Annotated in this window: 24 protein-coding genes; 13 read left to right on the top strand and 11 right to left on the bottom strand. The window is 62.2% G+C overall.

Annotated elements, in window-relative coordinates:
• Nucleotides 1-110: 110 nt before the first annotated feature.
• A complete protein-coding gene (locus LZC95_27055) occupies nucleotides 111-998 on the top strand; it encodes a LysR family transcriptional regulator (GenBank protein WXA90107.1) in 888 nt (295 codons plus the stop codon).
• Here LZC95_27055 and LZC95_27050 read toward each other — a convergent pair.
• A complete protein-coding gene (locus LZC95_27050; GenBank protein WXA90106.1) occupies nucleotides 941-2,302 on the bottom strand; it encodes a hypothetical protein in 1,362 nt (453 codons plus the stop codon). The genes LZC95_27055 and LZC95_27050 overlap by 58 nt on opposite strands.
• A gap of 48 nt (nucleotides 2,303-2,350) precedes the next feature.
• Between LZC95_27050 and LZC95_27045 the strand changes: the two genes are divergently transcribed.
• On the top strand, nucleotides 2,351-2,965 hold the full coding sequence (locus tag LZC95_27045) for a CGNR zinc finger domain-containing protein (GenBank protein WXA90105.1): 615 nt from the start codon (nucleotides 2,351-2,353) through the stop codon (nucleotides 2,963-2,965).
• A 254-nt stretch (nucleotides 2,966-3,219) separates the two neighbouring features.
• On the opposite strand, the gene LZC95_27040 is transcribed toward LZC95_27045, so the two are convergent.
• The gene (locus LZC95_27040) at nucleotides 3,220-4,062 is read right to left on the bottom strand and encodes a glycoside hydrolase family 16 protein (GenBank protein ID WXA90104.1); all 843 of its coding nucleotides are present in this window, start codon (nucleotides 4,060-4,062) and stop codon (nucleotides 3,220-3,222) included.
• Between the two features lie 170 nt (nucleotides 4,063-4,232).
• On the opposite strand from LZC95_27040, the gene LZC95_27035 reads away from it, so the two are divergent.
• Nucleotides 4,233-4,475: a hypothetical protein gene (locus LZC95_27035; GenBank protein WXA90103.1), complete on the top strand. Its 243-nt coding sequence runs from the start codon at nucleotides 4,233-4,235 to the stop codon at nucleotides 4,473-4,475.
• A gap of 56 nt (nucleotides 4,476-4,531) precedes the next feature.
• On the opposite strand, the gene LZC95_27030 is transcribed toward LZC95_27035, so the two are convergent.
• On the bottom strand, nucleotides 4,532-5,119 hold the full coding sequence (locus LZC95_27030) for a hypothetical protein (GenBank protein WXA90102.1): 588 nt from the start codon (nucleotides 5,117-5,119) through the stop codon (nucleotides 4,532-4,534).
• Nucleotides 5,116-9,144: a protein kinase gene (locus LZC95_27025; protein WXA90101.1), complete on the bottom strand. Its 4,029-nt coding sequence runs from the start codon at nucleotides 9,142-9,144 to the stop codon at nucleotides 5,116-5,118. Before LZC95_27025 ends, LZC95_27030 begins: the two co-directional genes overlap by 4 nt.
• Nucleotides 9,145-9,452: 308 nt before the next feature.
• Here LZC95_27025 and LZC95_27020 point away from each other — a divergent pair, with 308 nt between their 5' ends.
• The 4 genes from LZC95_27020 (at nucleotide 9,453) to LZC95_27005 (ending at nucleotide 12,782) form a co-directional block, all read left to right on the top strand.
• Entirely contained in the window at nucleotides 9,453-11,003 is a 1,551-nt protein-coding gene (locus LZC95_27020; protein ID WXA90100.1) for a flavin monoamine oxidase family protein, read from the top strand.
• Nucleotides 11,000-11,419 carry a cytochrome c gene (locus tag LZC95_27015; protein WXA90099.1) on the top strand — a complete coding sequence of 140 codons (420 nt, stop codon included), beginning with the start codon at nucleotides 11,000-11,002 and terminating at the stop codon, nucleotides 11,417-11,419. Before LZC95_27020 ends, LZC95_27015 begins: the two co-directional genes overlap by 4 nt.
• A 102-nt stretch (nucleotides 11,420-11,521) precedes the next feature.
• Nucleotides 11,522-12,127 carry a hypothetical protein gene (locus LZC95_27010; protein ID WXA90098.1) on the top strand — a complete coding sequence of 202 codons (606 nt, stop codon included), beginning with the start codon at nucleotides 11,522-11,524 and terminating at the stop codon, nucleotides 12,125-12,127.
• A 235-nt stretch (nucleotides 12,128-12,362) separates the two neighbouring features.
• Nucleotides 12,363-12,782 (top strand): hypothetical protein, encoded by a 420-nt coding sequence (locus tag LZC95_27005; protein WXA90097.1) that lies wholly within the window; start codon nucleotides 12,363-12,365, stop codon nucleotides 12,780-12,782.
• Between the two features lie 77 nt (nucleotides 12,783-12,859).
• On the opposite strand, the gene LZC95_27000 is transcribed toward LZC95_27005, so the two are convergent.
• The 5 genes from LZC95_27000 to LZC95_26980 all read right to left on the bottom strand — a co-directional run bounded on the left by LZC95_27000 (nucleotide 12,860) and on the right by LZC95_26980 (nucleotide 17,594).
• Entirely contained in the window at nucleotides 12,860-13,279 is a 420-nt protein-coding gene (locus LZC95_27000; GenBank protein ID WXA90096.1) for a hypothetical protein, read from the bottom strand.
• Nucleotides 13,280-13,606: 327 nt separating this feature from the next.
• Nucleotides 13,607-14,551 (bottom strand): hypothetical protein, encoded by a 945-nt coding sequence (locus LZC95_26995; GenBank protein ID WXA90095.1) that lies wholly within the window; start codon nucleotides 14,549-14,551, stop codon nucleotides 13,607-13,609.
• A gap of 201 nt (nucleotides 14,552-14,752) precedes the next feature.
• Nucleotides 14,753-16,276 carry a GMC oxidoreductase gene (locus LZC95_26990; GenBank protein ID WXA90094.1) on the bottom strand — a complete coding sequence of 508 codons (1,524 nt, stop codon included), beginning with the start codon at nucleotides 16,274-16,276 and terminating at the stop codon, nucleotides 14,753-14,755.
• A 450-nt stretch (nucleotides 16,277-16,726) separates the two neighbouring features.
• Entirely contained in the window at nucleotides 16,727-17,068 is a 342-nt protein-coding gene (locus LZC95_26985) for a hypothetical protein (protein ID WXA90093.1), read from the bottom strand.
• Nucleotides 17,069-17,138: 70 nt separating this feature from the next.
• On the bottom strand, nucleotides 17,139-17,594 hold the full coding sequence (locus tag LZC95_26980) for an Hsp20/alpha crystallin family protein (GenBank protein WXA90092.1): 456 nt from the start codon (nucleotides 17,592-17,594) through the stop codon (nucleotides 17,139-17,141).
• 560 nt (nucleotides 17,595-18,154) lie between these two features.
• Here LZC95_26980 and LZC95_26975 point away from each other — a divergent pair.
• A complete protein-coding gene (locus LZC95_26975; GenBank protein ID WXA90091.1) occupies nucleotides 18,155-19,237 on the top strand; it encodes a glycosyltransferase family 4 protein in 1,083 nt (360 codons plus the stop codon).
• 401 nt (nucleotides 19,238-19,638) lie between these two features.
• Here the strand turns inward: LZC95_26975 and LZC95_26970 are convergent, their stop codons facing one another.
• Nucleotides 19,639-20,505, bottom strand: coding sequence for a sigma-70 family RNA polymerase sigma factor (locus LZC95_26970; GenBank protein WXA90090.1), 867 nt, complete (start codon nucleotides 20,503-20,505; stop codon nucleotides 19,639-19,641).
• A 150-nt stretch (nucleotides 20,506-20,655) separates the two neighbouring features.
• Here LZC95_26970 and LZC95_26965 point away from each other — a divergent pair, with 150 nt between their 5' ends.
• From LZC95_26965 to LZC95_26945, 5 genes are all read left to right on the top strand, one after another.
• Nucleotides 20,656-21,150 carry a nuclear transport factor 2 family protein gene (locus LZC95_26965; protein WXA90089.1) on the top strand — a complete coding sequence of 165 codons (495 nt, stop codon included), beginning with the start codon at nucleotides 20,656-20,658 and terminating at the stop codon, nucleotides 21,148-21,150.
• A 19-nt stretch (nucleotides 21,151-21,169) separates the two neighbouring features.
• Entirely contained in the window at nucleotides 21,170-22,234 is a 1,065-nt protein-coding gene (locus tag LZC95_26960; protein ID WXA90088.1) for an MBL fold metallo-hydrolase, read from the top strand.
• A 172-nt stretch (nucleotides 22,235-22,406) separates the two neighbouring features.
• Nucleotides 22,407-23,330: an MBL fold metallo-hydrolase gene (locus LZC95_26955; GenBank protein WXA90087.1), complete on the top strand. Its 924-nt coding sequence runs from the start codon at nucleotides 22,407-22,409 to the stop codon at nucleotides 23,328-23,330.
• 93 nt (nucleotides 23,331-23,423) lie between these two features.
• Nucleotides 23,424-23,774, top strand: a complete 351-nt coding sequence (locus LZC95_26950) for a hypothetical protein (protein ID WXA90086.1) — start codon at nucleotides 23,424-23,426, stop codon at nucleotides 23,772-23,774.
• Between the two features lie 110 nt (nucleotides 23,775-23,884).
• Complete coding sequence (locus tag LZC95_26945) at nucleotides 23,885-25,366, top strand: right-handed parallel beta-helix repeat-containing protein (protein ID WXA90085.1); 1,482 nt, start codon at nucleotides 23,885-23,887, stop codon at nucleotides 25,364-25,366.
• A 49-nt stretch (nucleotides 25,367-25,415) separates the two neighbouring features.
• Here the strand turns inward: LZC95_26945 and LZC95_26940 are convergent, their stop codons facing one another.
• Nucleotides 25,416-25,847 (bottom strand): DUF1501 domain-containing protein, encoded by a 432-nt coding sequence (locus tag LZC95_26940; protein ID WXA90084.1) that lies wholly within the window; start codon nucleotides 25,845-25,847, stop codon nucleotides 25,416-25,418.
• Between the last annotated feature and the right edge of the window lie 902 nt (nucleotides 25,848-26,749).

Genomic DNA, 26,749 nt, shown 5'->3' with positions numbered 1-26,749 from the left:
CGAGACGGGTCGTAGGATGGGCCCGGCGCGAGCACGCGACAACCGTGTGCGGGGTCGATGGTATTGTGAATGCGATTCACGAATCAGCGTGCCTCCGGTACACTCGTGCGATGCCCAAGGATGGGAGGTCGATCGACGTCGCGGACGCGACGCACGGACTTCAGTTGCTCGTCGCGATCGCCGATAGCGGTTCGTTCACGGCCGCCGGCGCGCGTCTTGGACTGACGCCCTCCGCGGTCAGCAAGGCCGTGACCCGAGTCGAGTCGCGCCTCGGAGTTCGCTTGCTCCAGCGGACGACACGCCGCGTGTCGTTCACGGACGCCGGTGAGATGTACGTCGCGCGCGGGCGCCAATTGATCTCGGACTTCGAGGGGCTCGAGCGTGAGATGTCGTCACGCGACGACATCGTACGCGGGACGCTCCGGGTATCGGCGCCGATGGTCTACGGCTCGGTGAAGGTAGCGCCCTTGCTCGTCGCGCTCGCACGCAAGCACCCGGCGCTCGATGTGCAGCTCAAGTGCGAGGATCGCCTCGTGGACATGGTGATCGAGCGCATTGATGTGGCGGTACGCATTCTCTCGACGCTGCCCGCGGAGTTCGTCGCGTGCCCGCTCACCGAAGATCGACGCGGTCTCTACGCCAGCCCTGCATACTTGCGCGTCGCCCGCACGCCGAAGACGCTCGACGATCTCGCTTCGCACTCCGTGATCACGTATAGCGGCGGGGCGAGCATACCGCGACGCGGTCGGGTCGTGTTTGCCACCGACAGCATTCTCGCAGCGCGTGAGGCGGCGCTTGGAGGGCTCGGCATCGCGGAGCTGCCCGACTACCTCGCGCGCGACGACGCGGCGGCCGGAGCGCTGCGCGAGGTCCTCCCCGGCGCGGTCCCGACGACGAGGAAAATCTACGCGCTCTATCTGTCATCGCGTTATTTGCCGCCTCAGGTGCGCGCGCTCGTCGATCTGCTCGTACGTGACGCCAAGTCGTCGATTCGATAGGCGCGCGCGATCGAAAGGAGACGGCCGAACAGCAAGGCCGTGAGCACCACGATCAATCCCGCGAGCGCGAATTGGGTGCGCGACACCCCCACCCCGAAAGGAAACCAAATACCGGGCACGTGGAGCGCGTTCCACTCGTTGGCGAACTGCGCCACGAGGCCGATGAGCACCGCGGGGAGCAGGGGCCACGCGCGCCGTCCCATGCGGCGGATCCCGGCGTACGTGATGTAGACGATGAGCGCGAGGAACACGCAGCGCGCCCCGGTTTGGGCGATCGACATCGAGGGGCCTGCCGCCTGCGATGCCGCGAGGATCGCCGCGAGCGCGGCGGCCGCACGCGGAATCCATGGGGGCCGGCGCACGTCGAACCACTCCCGCCACGTCATGACCCAGGCGGCCAACACCAAGGGGGCCAGCATGACATTGCGCAGGAGCTCGACGGTGTCGCTGTTCTCCCAGTGCGTCCAAAAGAAGAGGACTTGATGAAGGCGCAGGAGCCCATTCCCCACCAGGGCCGCGCTCAGCCATAAATACGCGCGGTTCGTTCGCTCGAAGGCGAACACGACGAGCGACACCGCCGCCACCGCGACGAGCAGGAGGGGCTCCAGCGCGTCGGCCACGTAGCCGGTGAAGAAGTCCCACCACTGCAAGCGGTGCTGCGCTTCGGCGCCGGCCAACTCCCCGATCGCGGGTGCGATGTGAATCCCGCCGGTGTCGTCCAAGCTGCGCATGGTGTCCTCGCCCATCCACACGCGAAATGCCAAGAGCGCCGATCCTCCCTCACGGGTATGCAGCGGCGGTAAAGGAAATAGGCTCGGTTGAACGCTGTAAACGGCGGGCTTCGGCCCCGAAAGTGGGCTCGAGGCACCGAGCAGCCGGCCGTCGAGGAAGACTTGATACGCATCGTCGACCAACAAGGGGCCCGTCAGCGCAAGTTGGTATTCTGCCGGCGCTGTCACCGATATGCGAATACGGTACCAGGCATATCCCCAATAATTGGGGTGCCCTCGTGCAAGCCATCCAGGCACGTACCCCAATAGCCCCACATCCCCGTCGTGCGCGCCCGGCGCCGGTGTGAGGTCGACGCTTTCCCAACCGGAGTCGTCGAAGCTCGGATCGGCCCATCGGGGATCGTCGCCCGTGTGGAATTTCCAGGGCCCATTCAAGGGCACCACCGACGCGCCCAGCGCGACGGCTTGGTTGACCGCCGCAGGCTGCGCCATGGCGACCGATCCCGATAGCAGGCCGCACACGATCAGCGCCGTCGCCAGCGTGGCACGCATAACCCCAAGAAAGCGGTTCATGTGGTTAGAGTAGACGCAGTCGCGCGGCCGTGCAAATCCATCGGCGGCATGTCGGAGACCTCACCCACGTTCGACTTCGTTGGCGGACACCTCGCGCTCGACTTCATCAACACGGTGGCCAACCGGCACGACCCGGAACGAGCGCGCGAGCTGCTGCTGACCCACGACGATGTGGCGCTCTGGCTGGAATCCAGCGGCCTGTCCGCGACCCTAGACTCGCGTTGGCCGCGGCGACTTCGCTCCGAATCGCGCGCGCCGGCGCGGCTGCGAGCGGCGCGTGAGCATCTGTATTCTCTGTTCAACGCCGCGGCGACCGGAAGCGCGATCCCGGAGAACGCGCTCGTCGCGACCGATCGCACGCTGCGCGCTTGCCGCCGCCGGCAATGCTTGCGGGCAGACCGCGGCGCCGTGGTCTGGGGCTGGAGCGACGGCACCTCCGTCTGCGACCGGGTGCTTCATGCGATCCTGAGCCAGGCCGTGGATCTGCTGGCATCGGCGCCGCGCGCGGCGATCAGGTTTTGCGACGGCTCCGGCTGCGGCTGGCTCTTTCTCGATCGCTCCCCAGCGGGGCGCCGGCGCTGGTGCAGCATGCGTGACTGCGGGAACCGCGCCAAAGCGCGCCGGCACTACCACGTGGTCAAGGAGAGCGATGCCAAAATCTAACCCGTCGCCAGGAGATTCGGATTTCTTCCGGCGACTTGCCCGTCGTTTCGGGCGCGCGCCATGCGATGAAGGCGAAGGCCAGAATCGCCATCGCCGCGAAGAACCCGAAGACGAATGACATTCCCAGCGTGTTCGGCGCACGGTCGGCGGCCGGTGCGAGAAGTAAAGGAAATCCGTCGAAGATTGGGAGCCGTGCGACGGTCCCAATCTTCTCGACAGAAAGTACGAAGGCTAGTGCGAATTCGACGACGAGGTCAATTGCTCGTCGTGACGTGTACGTAGTCGATCACCAACTGCCCTGGGAAAGGTGTGCTTCCATCCGGATCCCCCGGCCAATCGCCTCCGACCGCGAGATTCACGATGATGAAAAAAGGATGGTCGAACACCCATCGATTGCCATTCAGATCCGCGGGGGTCCGAGTTTGGTAGACGTTTCCATCGACCGACCATTTGATCTCGTTCGGTGACCAGTCGACGGCGAACACGTGGAAATCGTCGGAAAAACGCTGGCCATTGGGAAGCGTGTAAGCTGCACCTATACCACCGGCGCCGGAGTATCCCGGCCCGTGAATGGTGCCGTGGACGGTGCTCGCCTCGCGGCCGATGTTCTCCATGATGTCGAGTTCCCCGCACCCGGGCCAGCCCGATCCGATGTCGTTGCCCAAAAGCCAGAAGGCAGGCCATATGCCTTGTCCGCCTGGAATCTTCATGCGCGTCTCGAAATGGCCGTACTGTTGCGTGAACGTCGAGGCCGTGTTCATGCGCGCCGACGTGTATTGACACGTGCCGTACCAGCATTGGTAATTGCCAGGATTGTCCTTGCGCGCAGTGATGACCAAATTGCCATTTCCGTCGAGCGCCGCGTTGTGCGTTCCGGAGGTATAATATTGACGCTCGTGGTTGTTTCCACTGTTGTCGCCCGTTTCCAAAGTCCATTTGCTGGTATCGACACCGCTGCCGGCGGGACCGTCGAAGTCGTCGGAGAATACCGTTGCGTTGGGGGCCAGTTTTTCCGATGCGAGGTTCGTGCGCTCGTCGGGGCTGGCCTGGGTGCAGCTCGCCATTCCGAGGGTGATGACGATTCCCCATGTGGACATGATGTTGATGAGAGTGGGGTGCCTTCGATTCGTCGTCTCTATCATCGCGGGTGCCTTTCGTGAGAGAGTTCCCTGCGTCCGAATTTGGATAACCAGTAACGATGTCATTGGTACGCGTTGCAAACGGATGCTTCAAGGCCAACCTTGCGTCAGCATCGTAAAATGACCCGGTGCGCCGCGTCATTCCGGCCGATCGTTCGATATCGGGCGATCGATTCGATCATGGAGTCAATGGTGGGCGCTCAGTGGTCTATTCAGATTTCAATGAATGGCGCGTTCGTATGAGCCATCTTTACCAGCAAGAAATTGAAGCTCCAAACGACGAAGCTCAACGATTGCGGCAGCGTCGCACGGTGATCGACGCGATCGTCGCATCGCGATCGATTCGATCGGGCGCGCGGGGCTGCATTTAGATGTCATGTGGCTAAGCCATCATGCCGCTGGAACGAAACCCCATTTGCCACCAACTCTACGGCCGCCAGCCCACGCGCTTGGCCCATTGAGCCATTTCGTGGGCTCTGACCGCGAGATCGCGAGGTCGTGACGCGCCGGGCGGAGGGGGACGGCGCCACTCCATGGGTGGCAGCCCCATCTCCCGTCGCCGCTCATCGAGACATTCTGGATTCTCGATTCCGATCATGGGCGTCATGCACGAACCATCTTCGGACCAGTCATAATTCGTCCCATAGAGCTGGGGTCGCCCTTCGTAGACACGTATCCGGTCCACCAGCATGGCGACATGCATTCGGCGAACGTCGCCCTGCTCCGCGGCATCTTCGATCATGCGCAGCCAGGCACGCATGAGCGCTGGCTCGGAAATCGCGTGCTGGGCAATGCGCCAAGCAGCCTCCGCTCCATCCTCGCCAACCAACGCGCGCCCAGGCCAGCCATACTCCGCGACGGCGTTCGCAAGCCGCGTCGCATTCTCGCGATGGATGGCCTCCATCTCGGGATGGTAACCGTCGAACAACGAGCCATTCGCCGCGAGACGTTGGGCCGTCGCATCGTCCTCCGCAATCCATCGAATCAGCTGTAGCCGGAGGTCCTCGTTCTTCATGGCAGGTCGCCGAGGAGCGCGCGGGCGCGTTGCAGGTCGAGGGTGTCCGGCCCCTCGGTGAACTGCGCGACGACGGGCGCGAGGCGCGCGCGCGCATCATCCGGACGACCGAGCTTTGCCAATAGGCGCGCGTAGCCACATGCGAGGCGCAGCTCCCAAGCCTTCGCCTGTTGCCGCCGCGCGACCTCGAGGCCGCGGTCGAAATATTCGAACGCGAGCGCACTATCCCCGCTCGATCCGAGCAGGATTTCACCGCGGATTCGCAGGAGCTCCGCCTCGAAAAGCAACTCGCTTCGGGTCTCGACCAGGACCATCGCATGATCGATCGTTCGCAAGGCGTCGTCGAACTCGGCATCCTCCAATTGGATGCACGCGAGTACGGCAAACAAAATAGCGAGCCTCGAGCTCACCTTGAATCGGTCGGCCACGCCCTCGGCGACCTCTCGAGAGCCCCCGCGGTCGCCCGCGCTCCTTCGAGACCAACCGCGTACGACTTTGGCCATTGCCAGCGGCAGCGCGAACCCGTCCTCTTTGGAAATGAGCGCCGTTTCATCGGCCAAACGACGGCCCTCGTCGAATTCGCCGCGATAATTGTGCCAGCAGGCCAGATGGACCATGGCAACCGCTTCGCTGTACGGATGGCGATTGCGCCGTGCACACTGAACGGCATTGCGCCCGTATTCCACGGCTCGATTGCCATCGGCAAGAAGTCCGCATGCCCAAACGAGCTGGACTCCGCTGAAGACGCTGGGAACCATGCCGCTATGGCGCTGCTCGAGCATCTCATGCTCCCGCGCATCGCAGAGCGCGAGGGCCGCCGTGGCGTGCTTGCGGCACAAAACGAGATCGCCCGCCATCAATGCGGCAAATCCAATTGCGTTGTGCGCGTGCACCATGAGCACCGGATCGTCGGACCGCTCGGCGCGCGCCACGAGCTCGGGGTCGAGCGCGCCCAACGCAATCGCTCCGCGGGCCATGAGCCCGGTGGCGCGTGCGAGCTGCATGGCAATCTCGCGCCGCTCGCGCGCTGGGCTTTCCGGAAGCATCCGCAGCTCGGCGCGCGCACGGTCGAAGTGCGCCGCCGCATCGTCGATGGCCGCACGCTGGTCCGCGCGCTGCGCAGCCTTTTCGAAGTAGGTCACGGCCTCCTCGTGAAGGCCCGCCTCCTTGCAATGCTCGGCAACGAGCTCCGGCTGCTGCAGAGCGACACCTGGAAAATGCTCGAGCAGTGCGTTGGCCGCGCGCCGATGGAGGTGTGCGCGCTTGGTCTTCAAAAGGGATTGATAGACCGCGTCCTTCACCAATGCGTGCTTGAAGGCATATCGCACGTCCGGACCCAGCCCTTGCTGGTGCAACAGGCCAGCCTCCACCAGCTGCATCAACCCGGCACGCAGCGCCACCTCGCCGAGCTCCGACGTCTTGGCGATGAGATCGTACGTCGCATCGCGGCCGAGAACGGCGATGAGATGCGCGACGTCCTGGCCCTCTTGCGGGAGCGCGTCGAGGCGCGCACTCAAAAGGGCATCGAGGGTCGCGGGAATTCGATTGGACGCCAACGAATCGAGCTCGAACACGGTCCCGTGCCGTTCGGCGTCCTGGATCGCGTCGGCAACCTTGTAGGTGAGTTCCTCGATGAAAAGCGGCACACCGTCCGTCCGGTGCACGAGCTGCTCCACGATGGGATCGGGCAAATAGCGCCCCTGGCTCGCGAACGAAATCATGGTGGTGCTTTGGTTGGGCGAGAGCCTCTGCAGCGTGAGTCGCTTCATGTGCGAACGTTGCGCCCAGGGCGATCGGAACTCCGTGCGGGCCGACACGATGACCAAAAGCCTCGTCGCGACCATATCGGCCAACAATCGATCGAGCAGATCGAGCGTCGAACCATCGCTCCAGTGCGCATCTTCCACCACGAGAATCATGGCTTGGCGTTTCGCCAGATGTCCAAGAACGGCCACGACCCCCTCGAGGATTTGCTGCTTGAGCAATACGGGACTCGACGAAGGCGGTGCGTAGTAATCGTCCGTCGGGATTCCGAGCAGCGCCGCGAGGGGCGGCACATGCTCGGCCAACGATAGGTCTACCGCAGCAAAGGACGTCTCGAGGAGGTCGAGTTTCTCCGACGCCGGAGCCTCGTCGCGCACGCCGAGCCAACGGACGACGCATTCGACGATCGGCTGGAATGCGCTATTTTGAAAATACGGCCAGCACTGGCAACGCAGAATCATGCGCGCGTCGCCCTCGATCCTGGCAAGGTGTTCCTCGATCAACCTCGACTTGCCAATACCGGCTTCCCCGACGACCAGCGCGAATTGACTCTTGCCTGCCTTGGTCGATTCCCAGAGTCCGCGCAGCTCCTCCAGCTCGCGTTCGCGGCCGACGAACGCGGTGAGCGCACCACCGGCGGCAGGATCGAAGCGCGACGACGCGTCCTTGGGCCGGAGCACCCGGTACGTGCGTATGGCCCGTGTTGCCCCATCGGGCACGGCTTCCCCCAGCGGCTCGAGGTGGAATGTACCGCGCACCAAAAGATGCGTGACATGCTCGATGAGGATCTCGTTCTGTCCGGCACGCTGTTCGAGCCATTGCGCGACGAGTGGCGCATCACCATGGAGGATGGGCGATGCGGCGCGCCCCTCCGTACGACGCGTCCTTGCGAAGCTCGTGCTGATTCCGATGCGCGCGGCATGAGCCGAGCCATCTTCGTGTGTTCGGCGCCGGATCGCTTCGACAATCAACGAAGCTGCACGCAGCGCGCGCTGGGCGTTGTCCTCGTGGGCAATTGGATAACCGAAGCACGCCACCACACGCGGACTGAAACACGACAGGACGGTCCCTTCGAGCTCCGTCACGACGGTGGCGCAAATTTCGGCAAAATCGTCGAACAATTCGCCGATATCGTCGAATCGCATTTCATCCGAGAGCACCGGTACATCGTAGAGAGAGCATGACAAGACCGTCGTCTGGCGCCGTTCGGGCTTGGATTGCGCGCGGTGCTCGTTCGCTGCGCCGCGCGCACGGATGGAGTGGGTGAGCGCAACCTGGAGAGCCACGAGTGCGTCGAGCAACTCCTCCGGGGTACCGTAACGCTCGGCGAGGTTCTTCTTCAGTGCGCGTTGTGTGATCTCCTCCGCCTCCTCGGGGAGATCGGGCCGTGCATGACGCAGCGAGGGGGCGGGATCGGGCGAGACGATGGCCTCGCGCAGCGCGGCAACGTTTTCACCCGGAAAGGGGAAAAGGCCGCTGAGTAAATGATACAGCATGACCCCCGCGGCCCAGATGTCGGAGCGCGCGTCTTGGACGTCTCCATTCCACTGTTCCGGCGACATGTACAGCGGCGTCCCCGACGAGCCTTGGATGGCGTGGGTCCGCGCAAGGATCGTCGCCACACCAAAGTCGAGAATCTTCACCGTTCCGGCCTTGGTGACGAACACGTTGCTGGGCTTCAGATCGCGGTGCACGATGCCCGCGCGCTGGGCTTGCGAAAGGCCTTTTGCGACGTCGATCATGATTCGGACAGCGCGCTGTGCGTCCACCCCCTCGTCCTGCACGATGGCGTCGAGCGATCGGCCCTCCAAGTGCTCCATGACCAGAAATGGCATTCCGTTGTCGACGCCGATATCGAACAACCGCACGATGTTCTCGTGATTGAGCCGCGCGCAGGCTTGCGCCTCGAGCAGCGCGCGATCGCGCGCCTCATTCATGCCAAGCGTCGTGCTCGTAAGAAATTTGATGGCCACCGTCCGGTCGAGAACCGTATCGCGCGCGAGAAAGACGACCGACATGCCGCCGCCACCCAATCGCTCAATCAGCTCGAATCGCCGACCGTCGATGCCGCCGAGTCTCCAACCCGGTGCCCATTCCACGGGCTGGGTTCCCCCCGCCGACGGGAGCGTATTCTCGCGTTCGTTCCCTACGACCCGCCAGCTGTTCGTCGCGGTGCACGTCGCCGCGAGAGCGCCGGGAGGGTTTCGTCGTTCTCCGTCCCGGGTCGCCTCGAGATCGTCCGTGTTCTTCTTGGTTGCCATTGGTGAGCTCGCTCAAGCTTCGAGGACTCGATGAGCCTCCACTCTGCGTACAGTATATTCCTGTATGCGCTCATCGTAGCAACGGCAGCGCGCCATCGACGTGCCTCGCGCTGCGCCCATGAATTGGCTCATCGTGTCATGTCGCGCCGGGCGGGCCACCCACCGGACGCAGCCTTCCCGAACGAGCGCTCTTGTTGCCATTGCGATGGCGATTTATCGTACGGCACGCTGGGGGCATGCGCCTCCCGCCGAGGCAACGAATGGCAAAGGGTTCCATAGCAGCATTGAGCCGGCGAAACCTTCTCGCCATGATCGGCGCCTCCGCCGGAAGCAGCATCATGTACACCGCGGCGGCCAGCTTGGGGCTCGCCCCCGCCTCGACGTACCGGGGCCCCGTGCAACTGGACGGAGCCCCGCAAGGCGTTTCGGTGCTCATCCTGGGCGCAGGCCTCGCCGGGTTGGTCGCGGCGTTCGAACTGCGCAGAGCCGGATACAAGGTGCAAATCCTCGAATACCGGGACCGCGTGGGCGGCCGTTCGTGGACCTTGCGCGGCGGCGACGTCTACACGGAGCTCGGTGGTGACACGCAACGGGTAGCCTTCGAACAAGGTCAGTATTTCAATCCCGGCCCATGGCGCATCCCATACCACCACCGGGGGATGCTCGATTATTGCGGTCGCTTCGGCGTCGCCCTCGAGCCTTTCATCAATGTCAACTACAATGCCTATTTGCACCAGCGCAGCGCGTTCGAGGGCAAGCCGCAACGATTTCGCGAGGTTTACTCCGATTACCACGGAGCCGTGGCCGAACTTCTCGCCAAGGTGACCCGACGAGGAAAACTCGACGAGCTGGTCACCAAGGAAGATCAGGAGAAGCTCTTGGAGGCGCTCCGCGCACGGGGAGCTCTCGACGAGGAGTTTCGATACGTCGAGGGATTCGACAGCAGCGAGCGACGCGGCTTCAAGTCCCCACCTGGCGGTGGCATTCACGGCAAACCCGTTGTATCGGGATCGCCGGTATCTCTTTCTCAGTTGTTGCAGTCCGAATTGTGGCGCTTTCTGGGGAGCGACAATTTCGAATTCCAGTCACCCATGTTTCAGCCGGTGGGAGGAATGGATCGGCTTGCTCAGGCCTTTGGCCGCGAGCTAAACGAGGTGGTTCGATTCAATGCAAAGGTTACCGCCATCAAGCAGGATGCAAACGGGGTTGTCGTGGCGTACGAAGATACCACGGCGAAAGGCGCCCCGCCTGCCACGGCCAAGGCCGATTGGTGCTTGTGCACCATTCCGTTATCCATTTTGAGCCAAATCGACATGAACGTAAGTGCCGAGATGAGCCGGGGCATCGGTGCGGTACCGTACGGGGCCTCGGTCAAGACCGGCCTCCAATTCAAACGGCGGTTCTGGGAACAGGACGAACAAATTTACGGCGGCATCAGCTACACGGATTTACCCAATCAGCAGATCGGCTATCCGAGCACGGGATTCGCCAGCTCGGGCAAGGGTATTCTTTTGGGCGCCTACGTATGGGGCCGCCAAGCCTACGAGACGAGTGGACTCTCGCCAGAAGAACGCATTCAGCAGGCCTTGGAGGCGGGCGCTCGAATCCACCCGCAATACCGCACCGAATTCGACACGGGCGTCTCCGTGGCGTGGCACCGCGTGCCCTGGGCGCTCGGCTGCAGCGGCGACTGGACCGAAGTAAACCGTGAGGCGCACTACCAAAACCTCTGTCAAATCGACGGACGCATCCTCCTCGCAGGCGAGCACCTCTCGTACCTCCCGGCTTGGCAGGAAGGCGCCATTTTGTCGTCCCTCGATGCCATTTCGAGACTGCACCAAAGGATCGTTGCACGATGAACCGTTCACGTGCCCGGACGTGGGGCATCGTCGTCGCGTTGGCGGTCGTCGCCGCGGGTGCCTTCGTTTCCATCCGCTCGACGAAATCCCATGCGTCACACACCGATTTTCCGCCCGCGAAATTCCCTCAAGTCGAAGGCGAAGCTCTTTTTCGTGCCATTTGCCAAGGCTGCCACATGGCCGACGGGCGCGGCGCCGTGGGGGCAGGAGCCTATCCCGCCCTCGCGCACAACGAGCGGCTGCGCGCCAAAGAGTACGTCATCTTCATGATTCTGCGCGGACGAGGAGCGATGCCGCCGCTCGCACCATCCCTCCGCGATGAACAAGTCGCCGCCGTCGCCAATTACGTGCGCACCCATTTTGGCAACGACTACCGCGAAGAAATCGCCCCACGCGACGTCGCGGCGAACCGATGAACCTCGGACGTCGTCGAGGCAAGCGGCCGTGGCGTGGCCCTACCGCGGCTGGCCATGACGAGGAACGAAAACGGTGCTTTGGGTTGTGTAGCATGGCGGTGCATGAACAGCCGCTCCGTTGCCCTGACGTTGGCTCTCTTTGGGTGCTCGCAACGCCCGTCGTGTCAGAAGCAGCCGATCGACGGCAGGCCGCACGTCGTTCATGTGCAAGAGGCGGTCGTGGCGTTGGACTACGGGCAGTTCTATTTGAAGACGGGCTACACGGAGGGCGAGGACGACCTTGCCGTTCTCGATCGCGCGATCAATGGCGATGGGATTGCTCAAGGAAAGAATATCCTCATCGTTTTGTCGCCACACCAGAACAACTTCAAAATGCCATTGCGCATCGAACGTTGGTCCTCCGAGCCGCCCACGGATCTCGAGCAATGGCAAGAGGCGTTCGAGGCTTCGTTGAAGATAGACGATTTCGGGCTTTACTACGAATCGCCGACGCTCGAGGGGAAGGTCCTCGAGACACCACCCCCGGGAATGTACGCCGTCCGAATCGCGGGGCGCGGCTTCGTCGCTCATGGTTGGCCCGGCTCGACGACGCCGGGCGATCAATGGCGCATTCAGCTTTGGCCCACGAAAAACCTCGGGCCGCCCAAGAGGGTACGCGCCTGGTCCGACCCGGAGGCCGAACACGAAGCGGATGCCGTTCCAGAATGAGAATGCCACGGGCCCGGGGGTGCGCTCTCAGCGCATCGTGGGGTGCCGCGCGAGATCATGGATGGATCGCCGCGTAACCCGTGGAGTTCGCCTCGTGCCGGAGATGGGCGTTCTTTGGGCGGTGGTTCATGCAGCGTGAAAGCTCCGCGTGCTCTCGGATGACGTACGGCACGGGTTCTGCTGAGGGACCGGTCGCTCGCGGCGTGTGCGGCGAGCCAATGGAGGTTCCTTCTCAATGAATCGTATCCATCACAAGTTCATCGCGCTTGCAGTTATCGCGGTTGCGGGTCTCGTTGTCGACAGTGCGGCCATGGCATCGGAAACCGATGACGAAGGCGCCGTCCCGGCAGATCCGGGCAGTGACTTCGAGATTCAAGCGTCCCAGTCTTGTTCGGGCGTCACGCAGTGCACGACGCCCCGACTCCGTACTACGAGAACGGGCACCATCACGATTCGGGCCGATGCATGGGGAGGCCCCGAAATCGCTCACTGGTACCTCTTTCGCGATGGCGTTCAAGTGTGTCGGCAGGGATTCCCCGCCGAGGCGCCGGAGCAAGATTGGATGTGTTACAACATGCCCGCAGGGTATTACTCCCTCGAGGTCGTTGCCGGTCGCACCGGCGAGAGAGTAAAAGGGACCGTCAGCGGCTTGTAAGCTTCCACGCGAACGTCGCCCGCGGTGTGCGCGAGCCCGCGGGCGCCCGAAAATATCCGAACTAGGCAACGCCCCAGCTAAGGTGAGTACTCGAACTTCGCGGGGCGTCCGAATTCCGAACTGACGAGCATCAGTGCCGCGCGCTTGGCGGAGCGAATGCAGTTGGGTTCACCGATTATCTGGCCGAGCGTCCCGACTCGAGTTGCCGCTGTCCGAGTGACGGTTCCCGTGTCCGTGATTCCGAGTGTTCCGAAGGGTGTTGCCAGTTCGTCTCCAATGTAGCGAAATCCCGGATTGACGTATTCGCCCTCGAAGCATCCGTCCGGCGCCACATGAACGAACACCGTGCCCGCGGGCTCCGTGTTGAAGACCGTATCCCCGCTGATCTTCAGAATAGCGTCGCGCGGGACCGAGGCGCGAGGAATGACAATGGTGCCATCGGCCTCGAGGTCCATCCAGGGATCGGCGGTGGTGCCAGGATTCGGGACGAACCGCATGGGACAAACCGTGAACGGCTGGCCAGGTTCGTACGCCGGAGTTGAATAGGGCTTTTCCTTACTCCGACCGCATCCGACGATCATTTCGACGAAAAAAGGCATCCAAAGCCAACGCGTCGTCATCAAGTTTTGCCCTCACGTGGACAGCCTACGGAGGGCTGCGTCGCGCTCTCTATAAGCAAGAGAGAGGCCATTGAGGATGACCTAGGGGATGGGCGCCATTGACGGTCGCAAGGGGCAGGCGGCGGGAATGATCCATTTTTTCGAATCGAGTATCCTCCTCTCGAGACGTTCGCTCCGACCGGCGTCACGCGCCGCCGGGCCGCATCATTCGCTGACGCAGCCCACGCGGACGTCGGAGAGCTGGCCGGGTTGCACGAGGGTGCGGGCGATGCGCGGCGCTCCGGGGGTGCTCGGCGCGTGATTTATGGGGCCGCAGTTCCAGTGGTAACGGGTCCACAGGGTTTGCAGGCCATTGGTGAAATTGGTGTCGTCGGTGATCGCTTCGTAAAGGCCGGGCTCGAGGTTGACGGCGAGCGCCAAACCGCTTTCCGAGGTGTGCATGGCCAGCAGGTCCGGCGATTCGTCGTCGTTCAGGTAGACGACACTGTGATGGCTGAGGGCCCAGCTCGCTGGGTTGCTCCATTCTCCGTACGTCTCGGCACCGCTCGCGTCGACGTAGACGCGGCGGTACTTGAATCCCACGCCGGCGCGCTTTCCGTTGGCTTCTGAATGGTCCGGCGCGTCGCCGGGGCGCAGGTCGGCGCTGTCGACGGCAAAGACATTGATGCCGCCGGTGCCGGGTTTCTCGGAGATCAGCAGCTGTCGATAGAGCGCGGCCTGCAGACCGAGCGACGGCATCTCGATCGCGGGCTGATCGAAATCGCCGGCCGTCGGATCGAACGGGAGAAGGAGGCCGTAATAGCCGGCGAGACGGAACGAGATGTGGACGGGCTTGGACACGGGGATCCCGTGGATGTCGATGCGGCCCGACGCATCGCTGATGGCGCAGGGAAGGGCGGGGTACTCGACGACGCAGGCTTGCACGCCTTGCAGCGGCGGATGCTCCTTGTTGAGCGGCAGGAGCGTGGAGGCGGGGCCCCAGGCATTGTTCACCCACGCGCCAAAACGGGCACCGGGCGCTGCAGGGTCGCCGCCGGACCTGGGAGGAACGCTCATGTCGGAGCCGGGACCGGCCCAGGTCGAGAAATCGCAACCCGCGAACGCCGCGGCGGTACCACACACGACGGCGAGCGTGATTAACGTGCGCATGTGCGGACGATTGCACGAGCCGTGGACGGGAGTCGATGGCAAAGAATGCAAAATCGTTCGATGCCGCATGATGTTCGAATCGGCCGCCCGATATGGCTGGGGCAAGCCGCGAAGCGGACATCGAGCCGACGTGGCATTTGCGCAATAGCGCGAACATGCCACATCGGCTTTGCCAATCAAGGTCCCATTTTGGAGCTGGGATTAGAAGTCGGAGGCGATGATCTCCTCGATGTTCCGTTCGGCCAGCGCCGTGATGGTGACGAATGGATTGACGCTGGTGTTGCCGGGGATCAGCGACCCATCCATCACGTAAAGGCCGGGGTACTCGACGAGCCTCCCGTAATTGTCGGTCGCCTTGTTGAGCACCGCACCCCCGAGAGGGTGATAGGTGAGATGATCGCCCCAAATCGTATTCACGCCGAAGAGGTCAGATCGGTAAATGGTCCCCTCCGTTGCATTGATCTTGTGGAAGATGGTTTTCGCCATCTCGATCGACGGCTGCTTCCACACCTTTTGCCAGTCGAGATCCACCTGTTTGGTCGACGGATTCCAATGAAATCGAGCCCGGTGCGGATTGTTCGTGAGCGTCAGGTAGAAGGATGCCCACGTCTCGATCCCAGTCGGCAGAGGCGCAACCTCGGCGAATGCACCACCCGCGGCCCAGTTGTCGATGCCGCCGGTGGGGACGGACGCTTGAAGGGTGCCCGTCGGATCCCAGATGTGGTTGGCACGTCCGCACATCACGTTTCCGTTGTCGCCCCAGCCCTTTCCGATCTCGCTATTCAGGTTCGGCAGCGCGCCGGTGGCCTTCAATTTCACCAGCAGCTTGCTCGTGCCGACGCTGCCCGCGGCGAAGAACACCGTGTCCGCCGTAATGGTTTTGGTGGTGGATACCGCACCGGCGGTGGTGAGCTGTTCGATCTCCACCGTATAGCCGCCGCGCGGCGCAGGCGTGACCGAGGTTACCCGGTGCAATGGCGAAATGGTGACCCGCCCCGTCGCCGCGATCTGCTTGAGATATGTCTTCTGCAGTGATTTCTTGCCGTAGTTGTTCCCATAGAGAAGTTCCCCGGCAACCGCCGACCTTGGCGCGGTGCCGGCTTGTTCCTGCTTCATGTAGTCCCAGTCGTACACGTTCGGCACGAAGACGAACGGGAAACCGGATCGCTGCGCCTGTTTGCGACCGACCCGTGCGTACTGGTAGCACTCGGCAACTTCGAACCACGCAGGGTCGATTGTGTGGACGCCGAGCTCCGCGTTCGCGCGAGGATAGTAGACGTTGTACATCTCGTCGGGGTTCACCGATGGGAGGATGGCGCGGAAGTTCTCCCGCTTCGGCGTCACGGCCATTCCACCGTTGACCAGCGATCCGCCTCCGACGCCGCGGCCTTGGTAAACCGTAATTCCGGCGAACTCTTCCGCGTCCAGAATTCCCGTGTAGCGCTGGATATCACGATCGATGGGAAAGCCGAGGAAGCTGCTGAGCGGCTGCTTCGTTTTCGTGCGCAACCAGAACGAGCGCTCGTCCGGCTTCGTCGTGTGGGCGAAAATCTTGCCATCAGCACCGGGCGTGTCCCAAGCCATGCCCATTTCGATCATATGCACATCGACTCCGGCCTGCGCGAGTCGGAGCGCCGCAACCGAGCCGCCGTAACCAGAGCCAATCACCAGGACCGACACGCGCGCGCCGCTGGAAATGGTCGCAGTAGCCGGCATTGCGGCCATGGCCCGCCCTCCGAGAGCAGCGCCCGCCACCATGGAACCGCCTCCAACGATGAACCCACGGCGAGAAACTGCTCCACCTTTTGGTTTTCGCGTGACTTCGTCACTCATTGGATATTCCTCGCTGTCAAGATGTTCATGGTTCGATGAATGTGGCGCATGTCGCCCTACGAACTTCGACCTGCCGAATAGGCGAAATCGGCCTTGGTCGGGTTCGCGACCTGAGCTCAGAAGTATGCGGACAGCGAGTGTATATCGATTCGAATTCTATTCCTCCAATCCATTGCCAAAAATAAAAGCGACGAGAGCGGTCGCTCGCGTAGATGTCTTTCGAGCCTCGAATGTCGCGTAAGTCAATCCGACATCTCGCGGGCTTGCCAACCGCTCGAATACGAGTCCGCAACGCACAAACGGCGAAGCCGGCAAATATGGACTTTCGCGTCGGGCGCCATACTACGGCCGCACGAACGCCGGGGGCACCGGCGTCCCGACGGAGGTTTGCGCGGTGGCTACGGGCTCCGCCGCCATCGTAGGTACCTCGATAACGGTCCGGTCCTTTGCGATCGGACGATCCACGCCAAGCTCGCGCTTCAAGTAGCTCGCGCGGCGCGCCTCAATCTCCGCGCGCCAGGCCCGTTCGCCCTCTTGAAGGTGTTCGAACTCGAGCTGACAGGTATTCCGTTCGTCTTCGGCCCGCGCGGAGGAAAGGGCAAGTTTGGCGCGCGCGATCGCGCCCGTCCAATCCCCAGAGCGGGCGAAGGCCCTCGCGTCCTCCAAAATTTCACGAACCGTCATGGCCCATGCTCCTTTGCCCCGACCGCGTGCAGGCGGCCCGCGCGCGCGGACCGCCCTAACGCCTTTTGGATTATTCCTTCTTTTCTTCGAGCTGCCTGGGCGAGCTGCCCGACCCAATCTGGATCTTGCGCGGCTTGGCCTGCGGCTTCTTCGGCACGTTGATCGTGAGCACGCCGTTCGACAGGGCTGCCGTCATCGCGTTTGCGTCAACGAACTCCGGAAGCGTGAAGGACTTGGCAAACGCACCGTACGACCGGCCCAGCCAAACTTTATCCTTCTCGCCGCCCGAGTAGTTGCGCTGTCCTTTGATGGTGAGCGTGCTCCCTTCGATGGCGACTTCGAGATCCTCCTGCGTGACACCCGGAACGTCGCACACGAAGATGAGCTCGTCCTCGGTGGCACGAACATCGATTGCAGGATCGATTGTGACCTTTGCACCGGTCCCGAATGCCGTACCGGTGACGTCGTTCATGACGTCGTCGAGGAGACGGTTCAGCATCGGGAAGGCATCCCATGTAGTAAGCATGGCAATCCTCCTTGTTATTGCTGCTCCGGCGGCCCCCGAGTGGTGGCTCGTGCCGGAGAATCTGACCAAACGAATAAATTCGAACGTGCTGCTGTCAAGCGCTGGATCACGCGACATTCGTAAGCGAGTCGTACATCCAAGCGGCGGTTTCATGCCGTGCAAGTGAGGGGGCGCATACACCGAATCAACGTTCGAGCATAACGACTTTCGACCCAGGGCATCAGGTCATCGCGTTGGAGTGCGTGCGCGATCATGCTGGAAAGATGCGTCGACTCGAGATCCTTCTCCATGCCGTCGCAAGGCGACGCGTGCCGAGGTCCACCACACGCGCTCACGCGAACGCTGTCGAAGGTCATGAAGCCACGGCGGAACATCGTTGCGATCCGAATGGTCAGTATCCTGGCCTTTCATCGACATAGGAGTACCTCCTTGGATTGGTTTTTGGCCAGAACGAGTAAATTTCCGACCACCCCCTGTCAAGATCGCGCTCCCCCCCTTGCGAGCGACATGGGGAATGATTCCCATTGCGATACGAATCCTTGAATCGAGTGAGGGTTGCCGTGAAGATCGCAATCGTATCTCCACTCTTCGAGAGCGTGCCGCCAAAGCTCTACGGTGGCACGGAACGAGTCGTGTCATACCTGACCGAAGAACTGGTGCGGCAAGGCCATGATGTGACGCTCTTTGCCTCCGGTGACTCGGTCACCCGCGCGCGCCTTCGGCCGATGTGCGAGCAGAGCCTCCGTCTCGATCCGACGTGCGTGGACCCTTTCACGCATCACTTGCTCATGATGGATCAGGTGATGGACGCGGCCGGACAGTTCGACGTCGTCCATTTCAATCTCGACTATTGGCAGTTCCCCATGACCCGCCGGCTTCGCATGCCTGCAGTAACGACCTTGCATGGTCGTTTGGATCTTCCGGAATTCGTGCGCGTCTATTCGCATTTTCGTGAAGCGCCATTGGTGTCGATTTCGAATGCGCAGCGTGCCCCCATTCCTCACAATCGCTGGCTGGCGACCATCCATCATGGGTTGCCGCCCGATCTGTATCGCTTGCACGAGAAACGAGGCTCGTACCTCGCGTTTCTCGGCCGCATCTCCCCCGAGAAGCGCCCAGACCGGGCCATCCTCATTGCTCGTCGGGCGGGGATCCCACTAAAAATTGCCGCCAAAGTGGACAATGCCGACAAGCAGTACTTCGAAGAGCGCATTCGCCCGCTTCTTCGCGAGCCCGGCGTCGAGTTCATCGGCGAGATTGGCGAGGCGGAAAAGGACGAATTCCTCGGTGGGGCGCTGGCTCTCTTGTTCCCCATCGATTGGCCAGAACCGTTCGGGCTGGTCATGATCGAGGCGATGGCCTGTGGCACCCCGGTCATCGCGTGGCGGTGCGGTTCGGTGCCGGAGATTATGACCCAAGGTATCACCGGCTTCATCGTCCAGACCGAGGACGAGGCTGTGGCGGCCGTGCGCGACGTTCACAAGCTGAGTCGTAAACGCTGCCGCGACGTCTTCGAACGACGCTTCACCGTAGGTCGTATGGCGCGCGATTACTTGAGGGTCTACTCGCAAGTAGCGCACGACTCCGCCGATGGCCCGACGACTCCGCCGCGGGGGAGCGTGCGCCGTCTGCATGCGGCTTAGGGGGGCTTGACCTCGCGATGCGGGTGCTTATCGCATGTTTCGATCATGCTCGCCCGTGTATCCCTTTTGGTCGCTCTCACCCTGGTGGCGGTCGGCTGCCATCCCGGCAGCACCGCCGGCGCTGCATTGGACAATCCGACCGTGCAGGCCGCACATGTCGCGGCACCGTTCGCTTCGCCACCCGTCCTCCCCGGCACGCCGGATGTCGCCAGCTTGGTTGCGAAGGTGAACCCTTCCTGGAGGTCAATCGCCAGCCGGTGTCCAATACCGCGGAGGTGATGAAGGCCCTTCAATCCGCGCCCAACGGCCCCGTGCTCCTCAAAGTGCGGCGTGAGAAGGCGATCGTGTACGTGGCCATCGAGCGCGAATCCCGGCGTTGAACGAGTGCGTCGGCACGGCGTTCACCCGAGAAAGCGTCGAACCCGTTCCAACTTATCGGGGTTTCTCACGATATAGATTTCAACGATTCGACCTTCTTCGATGCCAAACGCGGTGGTCTGCAAACCGCCCTTGGGATCCATCGCAACAATCGCAGGCAGCCCGTCGACGAGGCCCTGATACACACATTGAAAGAAGTCGGGCCCGAGGCGCTGGTGCAGACTTTCGAAGAACTGCACCACATTGGCTTGTCCGTGGATCGGCACCAGCGAGGCAGCCACCTTGCCGCCACCATCGGTGTAGGTCACCGCATCGTCAGCGAGCAGCGCCTTCAGTGCGTTCACGTCACCGCTGCGCGAAGCATCGAAGAATGCCGAAGCTATCTCGTGCCCCCGGCGCTCCGTGATGGGAAAGCGTGGGCGAGCCTCACGCACGTGGGCTCGCGCGCGGCTGGCAAGCTGGCGGCAGGCTGCCGGGTCGCGTTCGAGAGCGGCCGCCACGACATCGAAGTCCTGACCAAAGACGTCGTGCAGCAAGAAAGCGGCGCGCTCGAGTGGAGACAAACGCTCCAGAGCCATCATCAGGGATAGCGTCAGGTCCTCTCCTTCAACGACGTCCATGATAGGTTCAGGTAACCACGTGCCTACGTACTGCTCACGCCGCACGCGCGCCGACTTGAGGATATCCAAGCACACGCGCGTCACCGTTCGGACCAAGACGGCCTCGGCATCACGTATCGCGCTGCGATCGGCCTGATGCCAGCGGAGATAGGTCTCTTGCACGGCGTCTTCCGCCTCTGCGATGACGCCTAGCATTCGATAGGCGATGCGTAGCAGACGCGGGCGGCGCTGTTCGAAGGCCCGAGCCGGGTTGTCGTCGTTCAAGTCCATGTTTTCGCCTCCACCGCCATGGACCAGATGCCCCAGGCAAATGTGACATCGCGCCGGGACCTCCGAGGAAAAAAATGACGGCCCGACGTCACGACCGACTGCCTTGTCTCGTCCTGGACATGAACGGTGCGTAGCGCCCGGAGGATACAAGTGAATCAACGACCATTGACTCAGGTCTCGTCGATCGTGCTCAAGACCCTGAGCCGTCTGCTGGTCTCGGCGGCGCTCGCTGGCTGCGCTGCGCAGACTACGCAGGCTAGGCAGGCTATCCCAGCAGACCAGGAACGAGTCGCGAGAGAGCTCGATCTTGCCCATGCACAGGCGATCCTTCGTGGCGATCAGGCGGCTCTCAGCAAATTCTGGGGCGACGATTTCCTCATCAACAATCAATGGAACAAAGTCGACCACGGTGACCATATCAAGAAGGGGACCGTCACCTACTCGTCGTTCGAACGCACGATCGAGGCATCGAAGGCGTACGGCAATACCGTGATCGTCATGGGCCACGAAACGGTCGTTCCGAAAGGGACCTCCCCTGACGCCGGAAAGACCATCCATCGGCGCTATACCGACATCTGGGTCAAACGGGACGGCGCTTGGCAGCTCGTTGCTCGTCACGCGAACGTCATCGCTGATTCGAAATAGAGGTATCGAAGGAGAAATCATGCCGCATATCATTCATAGGCTTTCTGTCTGCGCACTCCTCCTCGGTATTTCGTGCACCGACAACGCCGGACGCGAGACGGGAGACTCGTTGGCCCTGCCTGGTCAACCCGGGAGGCCGTTTCCGAACGTTCCAGAGATTGCGCCAATTGGCGTTCGGCTCGACAAGTATCTCGATGTGCCGGATGGGGCCAAAGGACCAGAAATCGACGCGAAAAAGGGATGTCGGACAGAGAAGTTGGGGCGCGGCCTCTATATGGTTACGGATAATTCCTACCAATCGATGTTCATGGTCTACGAGGCCGGTGTCGTAGTCATCGACGCCCCGCCGAGCTACGTAGCGAAACTGAACGACGCGATCGCCGAGGTCACGAGGCTTCCCATTACTCATATCGTGTACAGCCATTCACACGCCGATCATATCGGCGGCGCAGGTAGCCTCGATCTGAGCCACAATCCCGTGATCATTGCCCACGACGAGACGAAAAAGCTTTTGATGCGCGATGCCGACCCCACGCGTCCGGTGCCCACGGTGAGTTTCCAGGACGATTACTCATTGGAGGTTGGAAGCCAGGTTTTGAAGCTGTCCTATCATGGCAATGGGCACGAGCCGGGAAACATCTTCATCTATGCTCCGGAGCAGGAGACCTTGATGGTCGTAGATGTGGTCTTCCCCGGATGGATGCCGTTTCGCCGCCTAGCGATTGCGCAGGACATTCCTGGATGGCTCTCCCAGGTCGAGGAGATCGAGAAGATGCCTTTCAAGAAGTTGGTGTCCGGACACGTCAGCCGTCTTGGAACGCGCGAGGACGTGAAGATGCAGGTCGAATTCGACGCCGATTTGAAGGCGGCCGCAGGCGAAGCGTTGAAATCAACTCCTTACGTCGATGGGATCAACCCAGCAGACATGGGAAACACTTGGGCCCTGGTCGACGACTACACGGCGCGCGTCGCGGGTCAATGCGTGACGACGCTGACTCGAAAGTGGAAGAGCAGGCTAGGGGGCTTCGACACGTTCGTTTGGGACAATTGCTACGCGATGGAGCAAAGCCTACGCGTCGATTGACCGAATCGAACGGCGCGCACGGAGCCGTCCACTCTTCAACGACCTTGCGGACCTTCGATCACGGCCATCCATGCCTGAAAGCTTCCAGCTTTCGGGCCGTGCCCCGGCTCGGCCGAGTAGGCCTACGGCCTCGACAAGGCCAGTTTCAATTGAACCCCTCGAGGAGACAGACATGAACGCAAACATGAGCGTAGACAACACTCCGCACACCCGTAAACCAGCCTCGGACGAGTTGGTTCCGTCGCGCTACGCGTTGCGGATCGGCGAGATCGACGTGCTGGTGATCAGCGATGGCGTGCTGCCGCTGCCATTCGCAACGATGTCCACCAATGTCGAGCCGGCCGTGCGCAGGGCCTGGCTGGACAACCTGTTCCTGCCGGACAAGTTCGATTGGGCGGTGAACGTGATTGTGGTGCGCAGCGGCGGCCGCACCATCCTCGTCGACTCCGGGCTGGGAAAGGAATTCTCGGGTTTTCCGCGGGCGGGGCAATTGGCCTTGCGACTGGAGGCCGCCGGCATCGATCTCGCCGCGCTGACCGACGTGGTGCTGACCCACCTTCACATGGACCACATTGGCGGGCTGCTCGGCGACGGTATAAAGGAGCGGCTGCGTCCGGACCTGCGGATCCACGTGGCGGCTGCGGAGATCGAGTTCTGGGCGGCGCCGGATTTCTCCCGCACCGCGATGCCGTCGCCCATACCGGACGTGCTTCGAGCGACCGCGCAGCGCTTCGTGAAGGAGTATGACAGCCAGCTGCGGCCGTTCGAGGTGGAGCGCGAGGTGGCGCCAGGGGTGATTGTCAAGCGCACCGGCGGCCACACCCCTGGACACAGCGTGGTCCGCCTGGAATCCGGCGGCGAGCGACTCACATTCGCCGGCGACGCCGTGTTCCCGGTCTCGTTCGATCACCCGGACTGGCACAACGGCTTCGAACATGACCCCGAGGAGTCGGTCAATGTCCGAATCCGGCTTTTCCGCGAGCTGGCGGCGACCGGCGAACTGCTCGTGGCCACGCACCTATCGTTCCCGTCCGTCGGACGGGTGGCGGTCGACGGCGACGCTTTTCGCTTCGTACCGGCCTACTGGGATTACTGATCACGACGCTCGAATCGCAAGAACGCACCGAACGGCTGCGCCCGACGCGGCAGGGGAGAATGCGACACCACCTGGCGTACGATCGTGGCAGCCGTGGATATTCGTGCCTTTGTCGTACTCGTCGCAGCGCTGTGTGCTTCGTGTGCCCAACCTCCTCGCGACGCAGTGCGCGGCCAGGACTCGTTTGCCGCGCTCGAGGCGGATACGGAGATGGCCTGCGCGCGCAGCCATCGTCGCGATGCAGGGATGTGGACCCAATTGATGTTCTTCACGCGCACGTGGAGGGACCTCGCGTTGCGTGCCGACCGCCGCGATCCGGGCGCGTGGGAGGAGATCGGCAACCTCATCGAACGCAATCGCCATCATGTGGACCACACGAGCTGCACGGACGAGACGCTCTCGGCGATTCGCGGGACCGCCGCCCGGCTCCGCGGTGCCCATTGAGATGACGCAGACGCGGCCGTTTGCAAACGGCATTCGTCATTTCATGACCCCCGCGTTGCGATAAGCTCGCGCCGAATGTGCCTCTGGCACTCACCGGATCTGGAGGAACGATGATCGTCACCACGGTGGCCGCCCTATTCGCAGCGGCCTCGTCCGCCAACGGCTACACGCTGGTCGTGGACAAACCCGACGACGACGGGGCCGAGCACACCTTGCGCTGGGCCATTCTCCAGAGCAACGCGCGCGGGGGTGGGGGCCGCATCGAAATCGATCCCGGAGCGGATCCGCAGAGGCCGTTGGTGATTCAAGTGAATTCACTGCTTCCCAACATCACGCGACCGGTCGTCATCGAGGGCAAACATCGCGTCGCCGGCGAAGCTCCGCGCGTCGTTGTAGACGGCACGCGCATCGTGGATGATACGACGACGGCCTCGTGTCCGGCCGAGAACCATGTGGGCAGTGGTCCGAACGTACGCTCGCTGCAAAAGCCGGGGCTTGCCGTGGTGGACTCTGGGCACATCGAAATAAGTGGGCTCGAAATTCGCCATTTTTGCATTGGCGTCCTGCTCCTTCGGAGTCATGACAATCATATCCACCACAATGTGGTCCACGATATGGTCGGCGCGGCGGGTATCATGATTACGGGGGATGATGGTACGGCTGCGGGTGGATCGACCAAGGGGCTGTCGACGAACAATGTGGTCGAACGAAACGTCATCTATGACACGGGTGATGGGGGCGAGTGCACGCGCGGGACGACGAACACGACATACCAGTACAACGTGTTCTTCCAATCGTCGCCGAACACCGTCAGCCCCCGTTCGCAGGGCGTCGAGTGTGCAGGCGAAGGGAACGCCGGGATCCGGTTTCTCTACAATTGGTTCAGCGGCTATTCCGACGGACTGCAGCTCAATTCCGCGAACGACGTGACGGTGATGGGCAACATCATCACGAACTCCACCTACGGCATCACCGCCGCCGGCAACGGTATCGTGGTAAAAGACAATACGATCAGCGGCAATCGGATGGGCGTGGGGCTCACGGGCACGTCACGCGCGACCATCTCGCAGAATCGTATTTTCGGCAACGGGCAGCCGATTGTATCGCTGCCTACATCGGCGGGAGGGACCACCGATCCCGCGAGCCCCGTGCGCCTCGGGATCGACCTCGGCATCGACGGTCCGACCCCGAACGATCCCGCTGGGTCGTGCGCGGACGGCGCTCCCGATTGCGACACTGGACCGAACGAACTTCAGAATTTCCCGGTGCTCGATGCGGGCTCGCATTGGGAGGCGAACGGCACGGTCACGCTCCGCGGGACGCTCGCGTCTCGACCGAATGCCACGCTCACCGTCGAGTTTTTCGCGGGCTATGCACGAAATGTAGCGGTGCTCGGCGAGGGAGAAATCTACCTCGGCGCCGAAACGGTAAGAACGAATGCCGCGGGGGTGGCGACGTTTACCTTCGTGAGCCACGGCAGTCCCTTTCGCGACGGCACGCGAGGGGCGTTCTTCACCGCCACCGCGGCCGCCGTGTTCAACACGAGCAGCGCAACGTCGGAGTTCAGTGCGCCGCTTTGGCTCTCGCGCTAAATCGATGAAACCACCGTCGGCAGCGCTCTACTACGACTCGTGCGCGAAGCTATCCTTTCAAGAGCGCCGCCAGAACGGGCGCTGGGCCCAGGCCGCGTCCGTTCTCCCAGTGGTGCTGGCGGTCGACACGGAATAGCGTATAAACGGCATTGACGACGGAGGCGATGGTCAAATACGCATTTGCCGTATACTCGGCCGGCTTTTCTCCCGTGATGAGTCCCGTTTCGAAATCGACCGGGAGACCCATCCGCTTGAGTTTCTCGGTGTCCAAGGACAAGTGCGCACCCGAGAGCTCCTCGTTCGACGATTGGAAGTCCGAACCTCCGAGCACGGCACCGGCACGAATACCCTTCCCCGCGAACAGGATCGAGTTGGTGAACGGGTTGTGATCCGTCCCGGTGTCGTCGATCGGCCTATCAACGTCGTAGTCGCCCAGTGCGGCCAAATGGATTGACGGTACCGCCCGAGCGATCGGCATCATTCATGGTCGCGACGCGTCGATACGATGATGCGTTTTCATCGGCGCCCAAACACCGGGTCGATGTGCGTTGCGTCAATCCTATGGGAAGAAAGCTGTTTCCCCGTCGATTCGGACGAGGAGAGCCCCCCGTGTCATTGACGATTTCGGGCGAGATGGATGTTCAATCAGAACACCTTGATGCCGTCCACCAACCGGCAAGTGCGGATCCTCCCTCGAGCATTTCGGAACGCCGAGAAGAGTCGCGCGGTATTTCGTTCAATCAATGCAGTCTATCTTCGGCAATTCTACCGATAGAAAGATAGTTTGCGCGGATGACAGTCCGTGCGATGTGGAAGCGGCGCTCCGTTCGCATGGACTGACGGCTCGCTGCTGCGAGAAGACGGGCCCGGCATTGCGTATACTTTCTGTTGCGTTCCCTACGCACTGCGATGCTTCGAGGGCGTGCATTCTTCTTGTTGAGACGGTGCCACATTTCCTTCACTTGGAGCGGTTCGAGGGCGCCAATTCATCATCAAGCTAACATTAGCTGCGAATTGTCCCGGTACTTGTGATTTCCGACGGCGAGCACAAGGTTGGCTGTTTCATAGCATTCATCGTTATGCCAACGCGGGCGCACGTCATGAGGCTTCTTCCCGCTGAACTCCGTTCGCTTCTGCGATGTTTCATGCCGGCGTAGATTCGCAGCGCTGGCCCAAACGAATTTCAAAAATTTCCCCGGTGCTCGATGCGGGCTCGCATTGGGAGGCGAATGGCACGGTCATGCCAACACGAGCCGCGTAACCTCGGAGTCCCGTGCGCCTCTTCGGCTCTCGCGCTAAACGAGTGAGCGTCTGCGCCTATCTCGAGATGCCCGAGCGTTGTGGCTGAGGCGATGATTCCTGCGGCGGGTTCTACGCGGCGCA

Source organism: Sorangiineae bacterium MSr12523 (genome assembly GCA_037157775.1).
Lineage (GTDB): Bacteria > Myxococcota_A > Polyangia > Polyangiales > Polyangiaceae > Pendulispora > Pendulispora brunnea.
This window is presented reverse-complemented; position numbering and strand designations above follow the sequence as displayed.

Excerpts from the sequence above, each read along its gene's own strand:
- LZC95_26980 (WXA90092.1), bottom strand. The coding sequence starts at position 17,594 with ATGCTTACTACATGGGATGCCTTCCCGATGCTGAACCGTCTCCTCGAC.
- LZC95_27050 (WXA90106.1), bottom strand. The coding sequence starts at position 2,302 with ATGAACCGCTTTCTTGGGGTTATGCGTGCCACGCTGGCGACGGCGCTG.
- LZC95_27000 (WXA90096.1), bottom strand. The coding sequence starts at position 13,279 with ATGCGGTTCGTCCCGAATCCTGGCACCACCGCCGATCCCTGGATGGAC.
- LZC95_27010 (WXA90098.1), top strand. The coding sequence starts at position 11,522 with ATGAACAGCCGCTCCGTTGCCCTGACGTTGGCTCTCTTTGGGTGCTCG.
- LZC95_27015 (WXA90099.1), top strand. The coding sequence starts at position 11,000 with ATGAACCGTTCACGTGCCCGGACGTGGGGCATCGTCGTCGCGTTGGCG.
- LZC95_26940 (WXA90084.1), bottom strand. The coding sequence starts at position 25,847 with ATGATGCCGATCGCTCGGGCGGTACCGTCAATCCATTTGGCCGCACTG.
- LZC95_27025 (WXA90101.1), bottom strand. The coding sequence starts at position 9,144 with ATGGCAACCAAGAAGAACACGGACGATCTCGAGGCGACCCGGGACGGA.
- LZC95_26990 (WXA90094.1), bottom strand. The coding sequence starts at position 16,276 with ATGGCCGCAATGCCGGCTACTGCGACCATTTCCAGCGGCGCGCGCGTG.
- LZC95_27045 (WXA90105.1), top strand. The coding sequence starts at position 2,351 with ATGTCGGAGACCTCACCCACGTTCGACTTCGTTGGCGGACACCTCGCG.
- LZC95_26955 (WXA90087.1), top strand. The coding sequence starts at position 22,407 with ATGAACGCAAACATGAGCGTAGACAACACTCCGCACACCCGTAAACCA.
- LZC95_26970 (WXA90090.1), bottom strand. The coding sequence starts at position 20,505 with ATGGACTTGAACGACGACAACCCGGCTCGGGCCTTCGAACAGCGCCGC.
- LZC95_26945 (WXA90085.1), top strand. The coding sequence starts at position 23,885 with ATGATCGTCACCACGGTGGCCGCCCTATTCGCAGCGGCCTCGTCCGCC.
- LZC95_26995 (WXA90095.1), bottom strand. The coding sequence starts at position 14,551 with ATGCGCACGTTAATCACGCTCGCCGTCGTGTGTGGTACCGCCGCGGCG.
- LZC95_27005 (WXA90097.1), top strand. The coding sequence starts at position 12,363 with ATGAATCGTATCCATCACAAGTTCATCGCGCTTGCAGTTATCGCGGTT.
- LZC95_27055 (WXA90107.1), top strand. The coding sequence starts at position 111 with ATGCCCAAGGATGGGAGGTCGATCGACGTCGCGGACGCGACGCACGGA.
- LZC95_27020 (WXA90100.1), top strand. The coding sequence starts at position 9,453 with ATGATCGGCGCCTCCGCCGGAAGCAGCATCATGTACACCGCGGCGGCC.
- LZC95_27030 (WXA90102.1), bottom strand. The coding sequence starts at position 5,119 with ATGAAGAACGAGGACCTCCGGCTACAGCTGATTCGATGGATTGCGGAG.
- LZC95_26985 (WXA90093.1), bottom strand. The coding sequence starts at position 17,068 with ATGACGGTTCGTGAAATTTTGGAGGACGCGAGGGCCTTCGCCCGCTCT.
- LZC95_26960 (WXA90088.1), top strand. The coding sequence starts at position 21,170 with ATGCCGCATATCATTCATAGGCTTTCTGTCTGCGCACTCCTCCTCGGT.
- LZC95_27040 (WXA90104.1), bottom strand. The coding sequence starts at position 4,062 with ATGTCCACATGGGGAATCGTCATCACCCTCGGAATGGCGAGCTGCACC.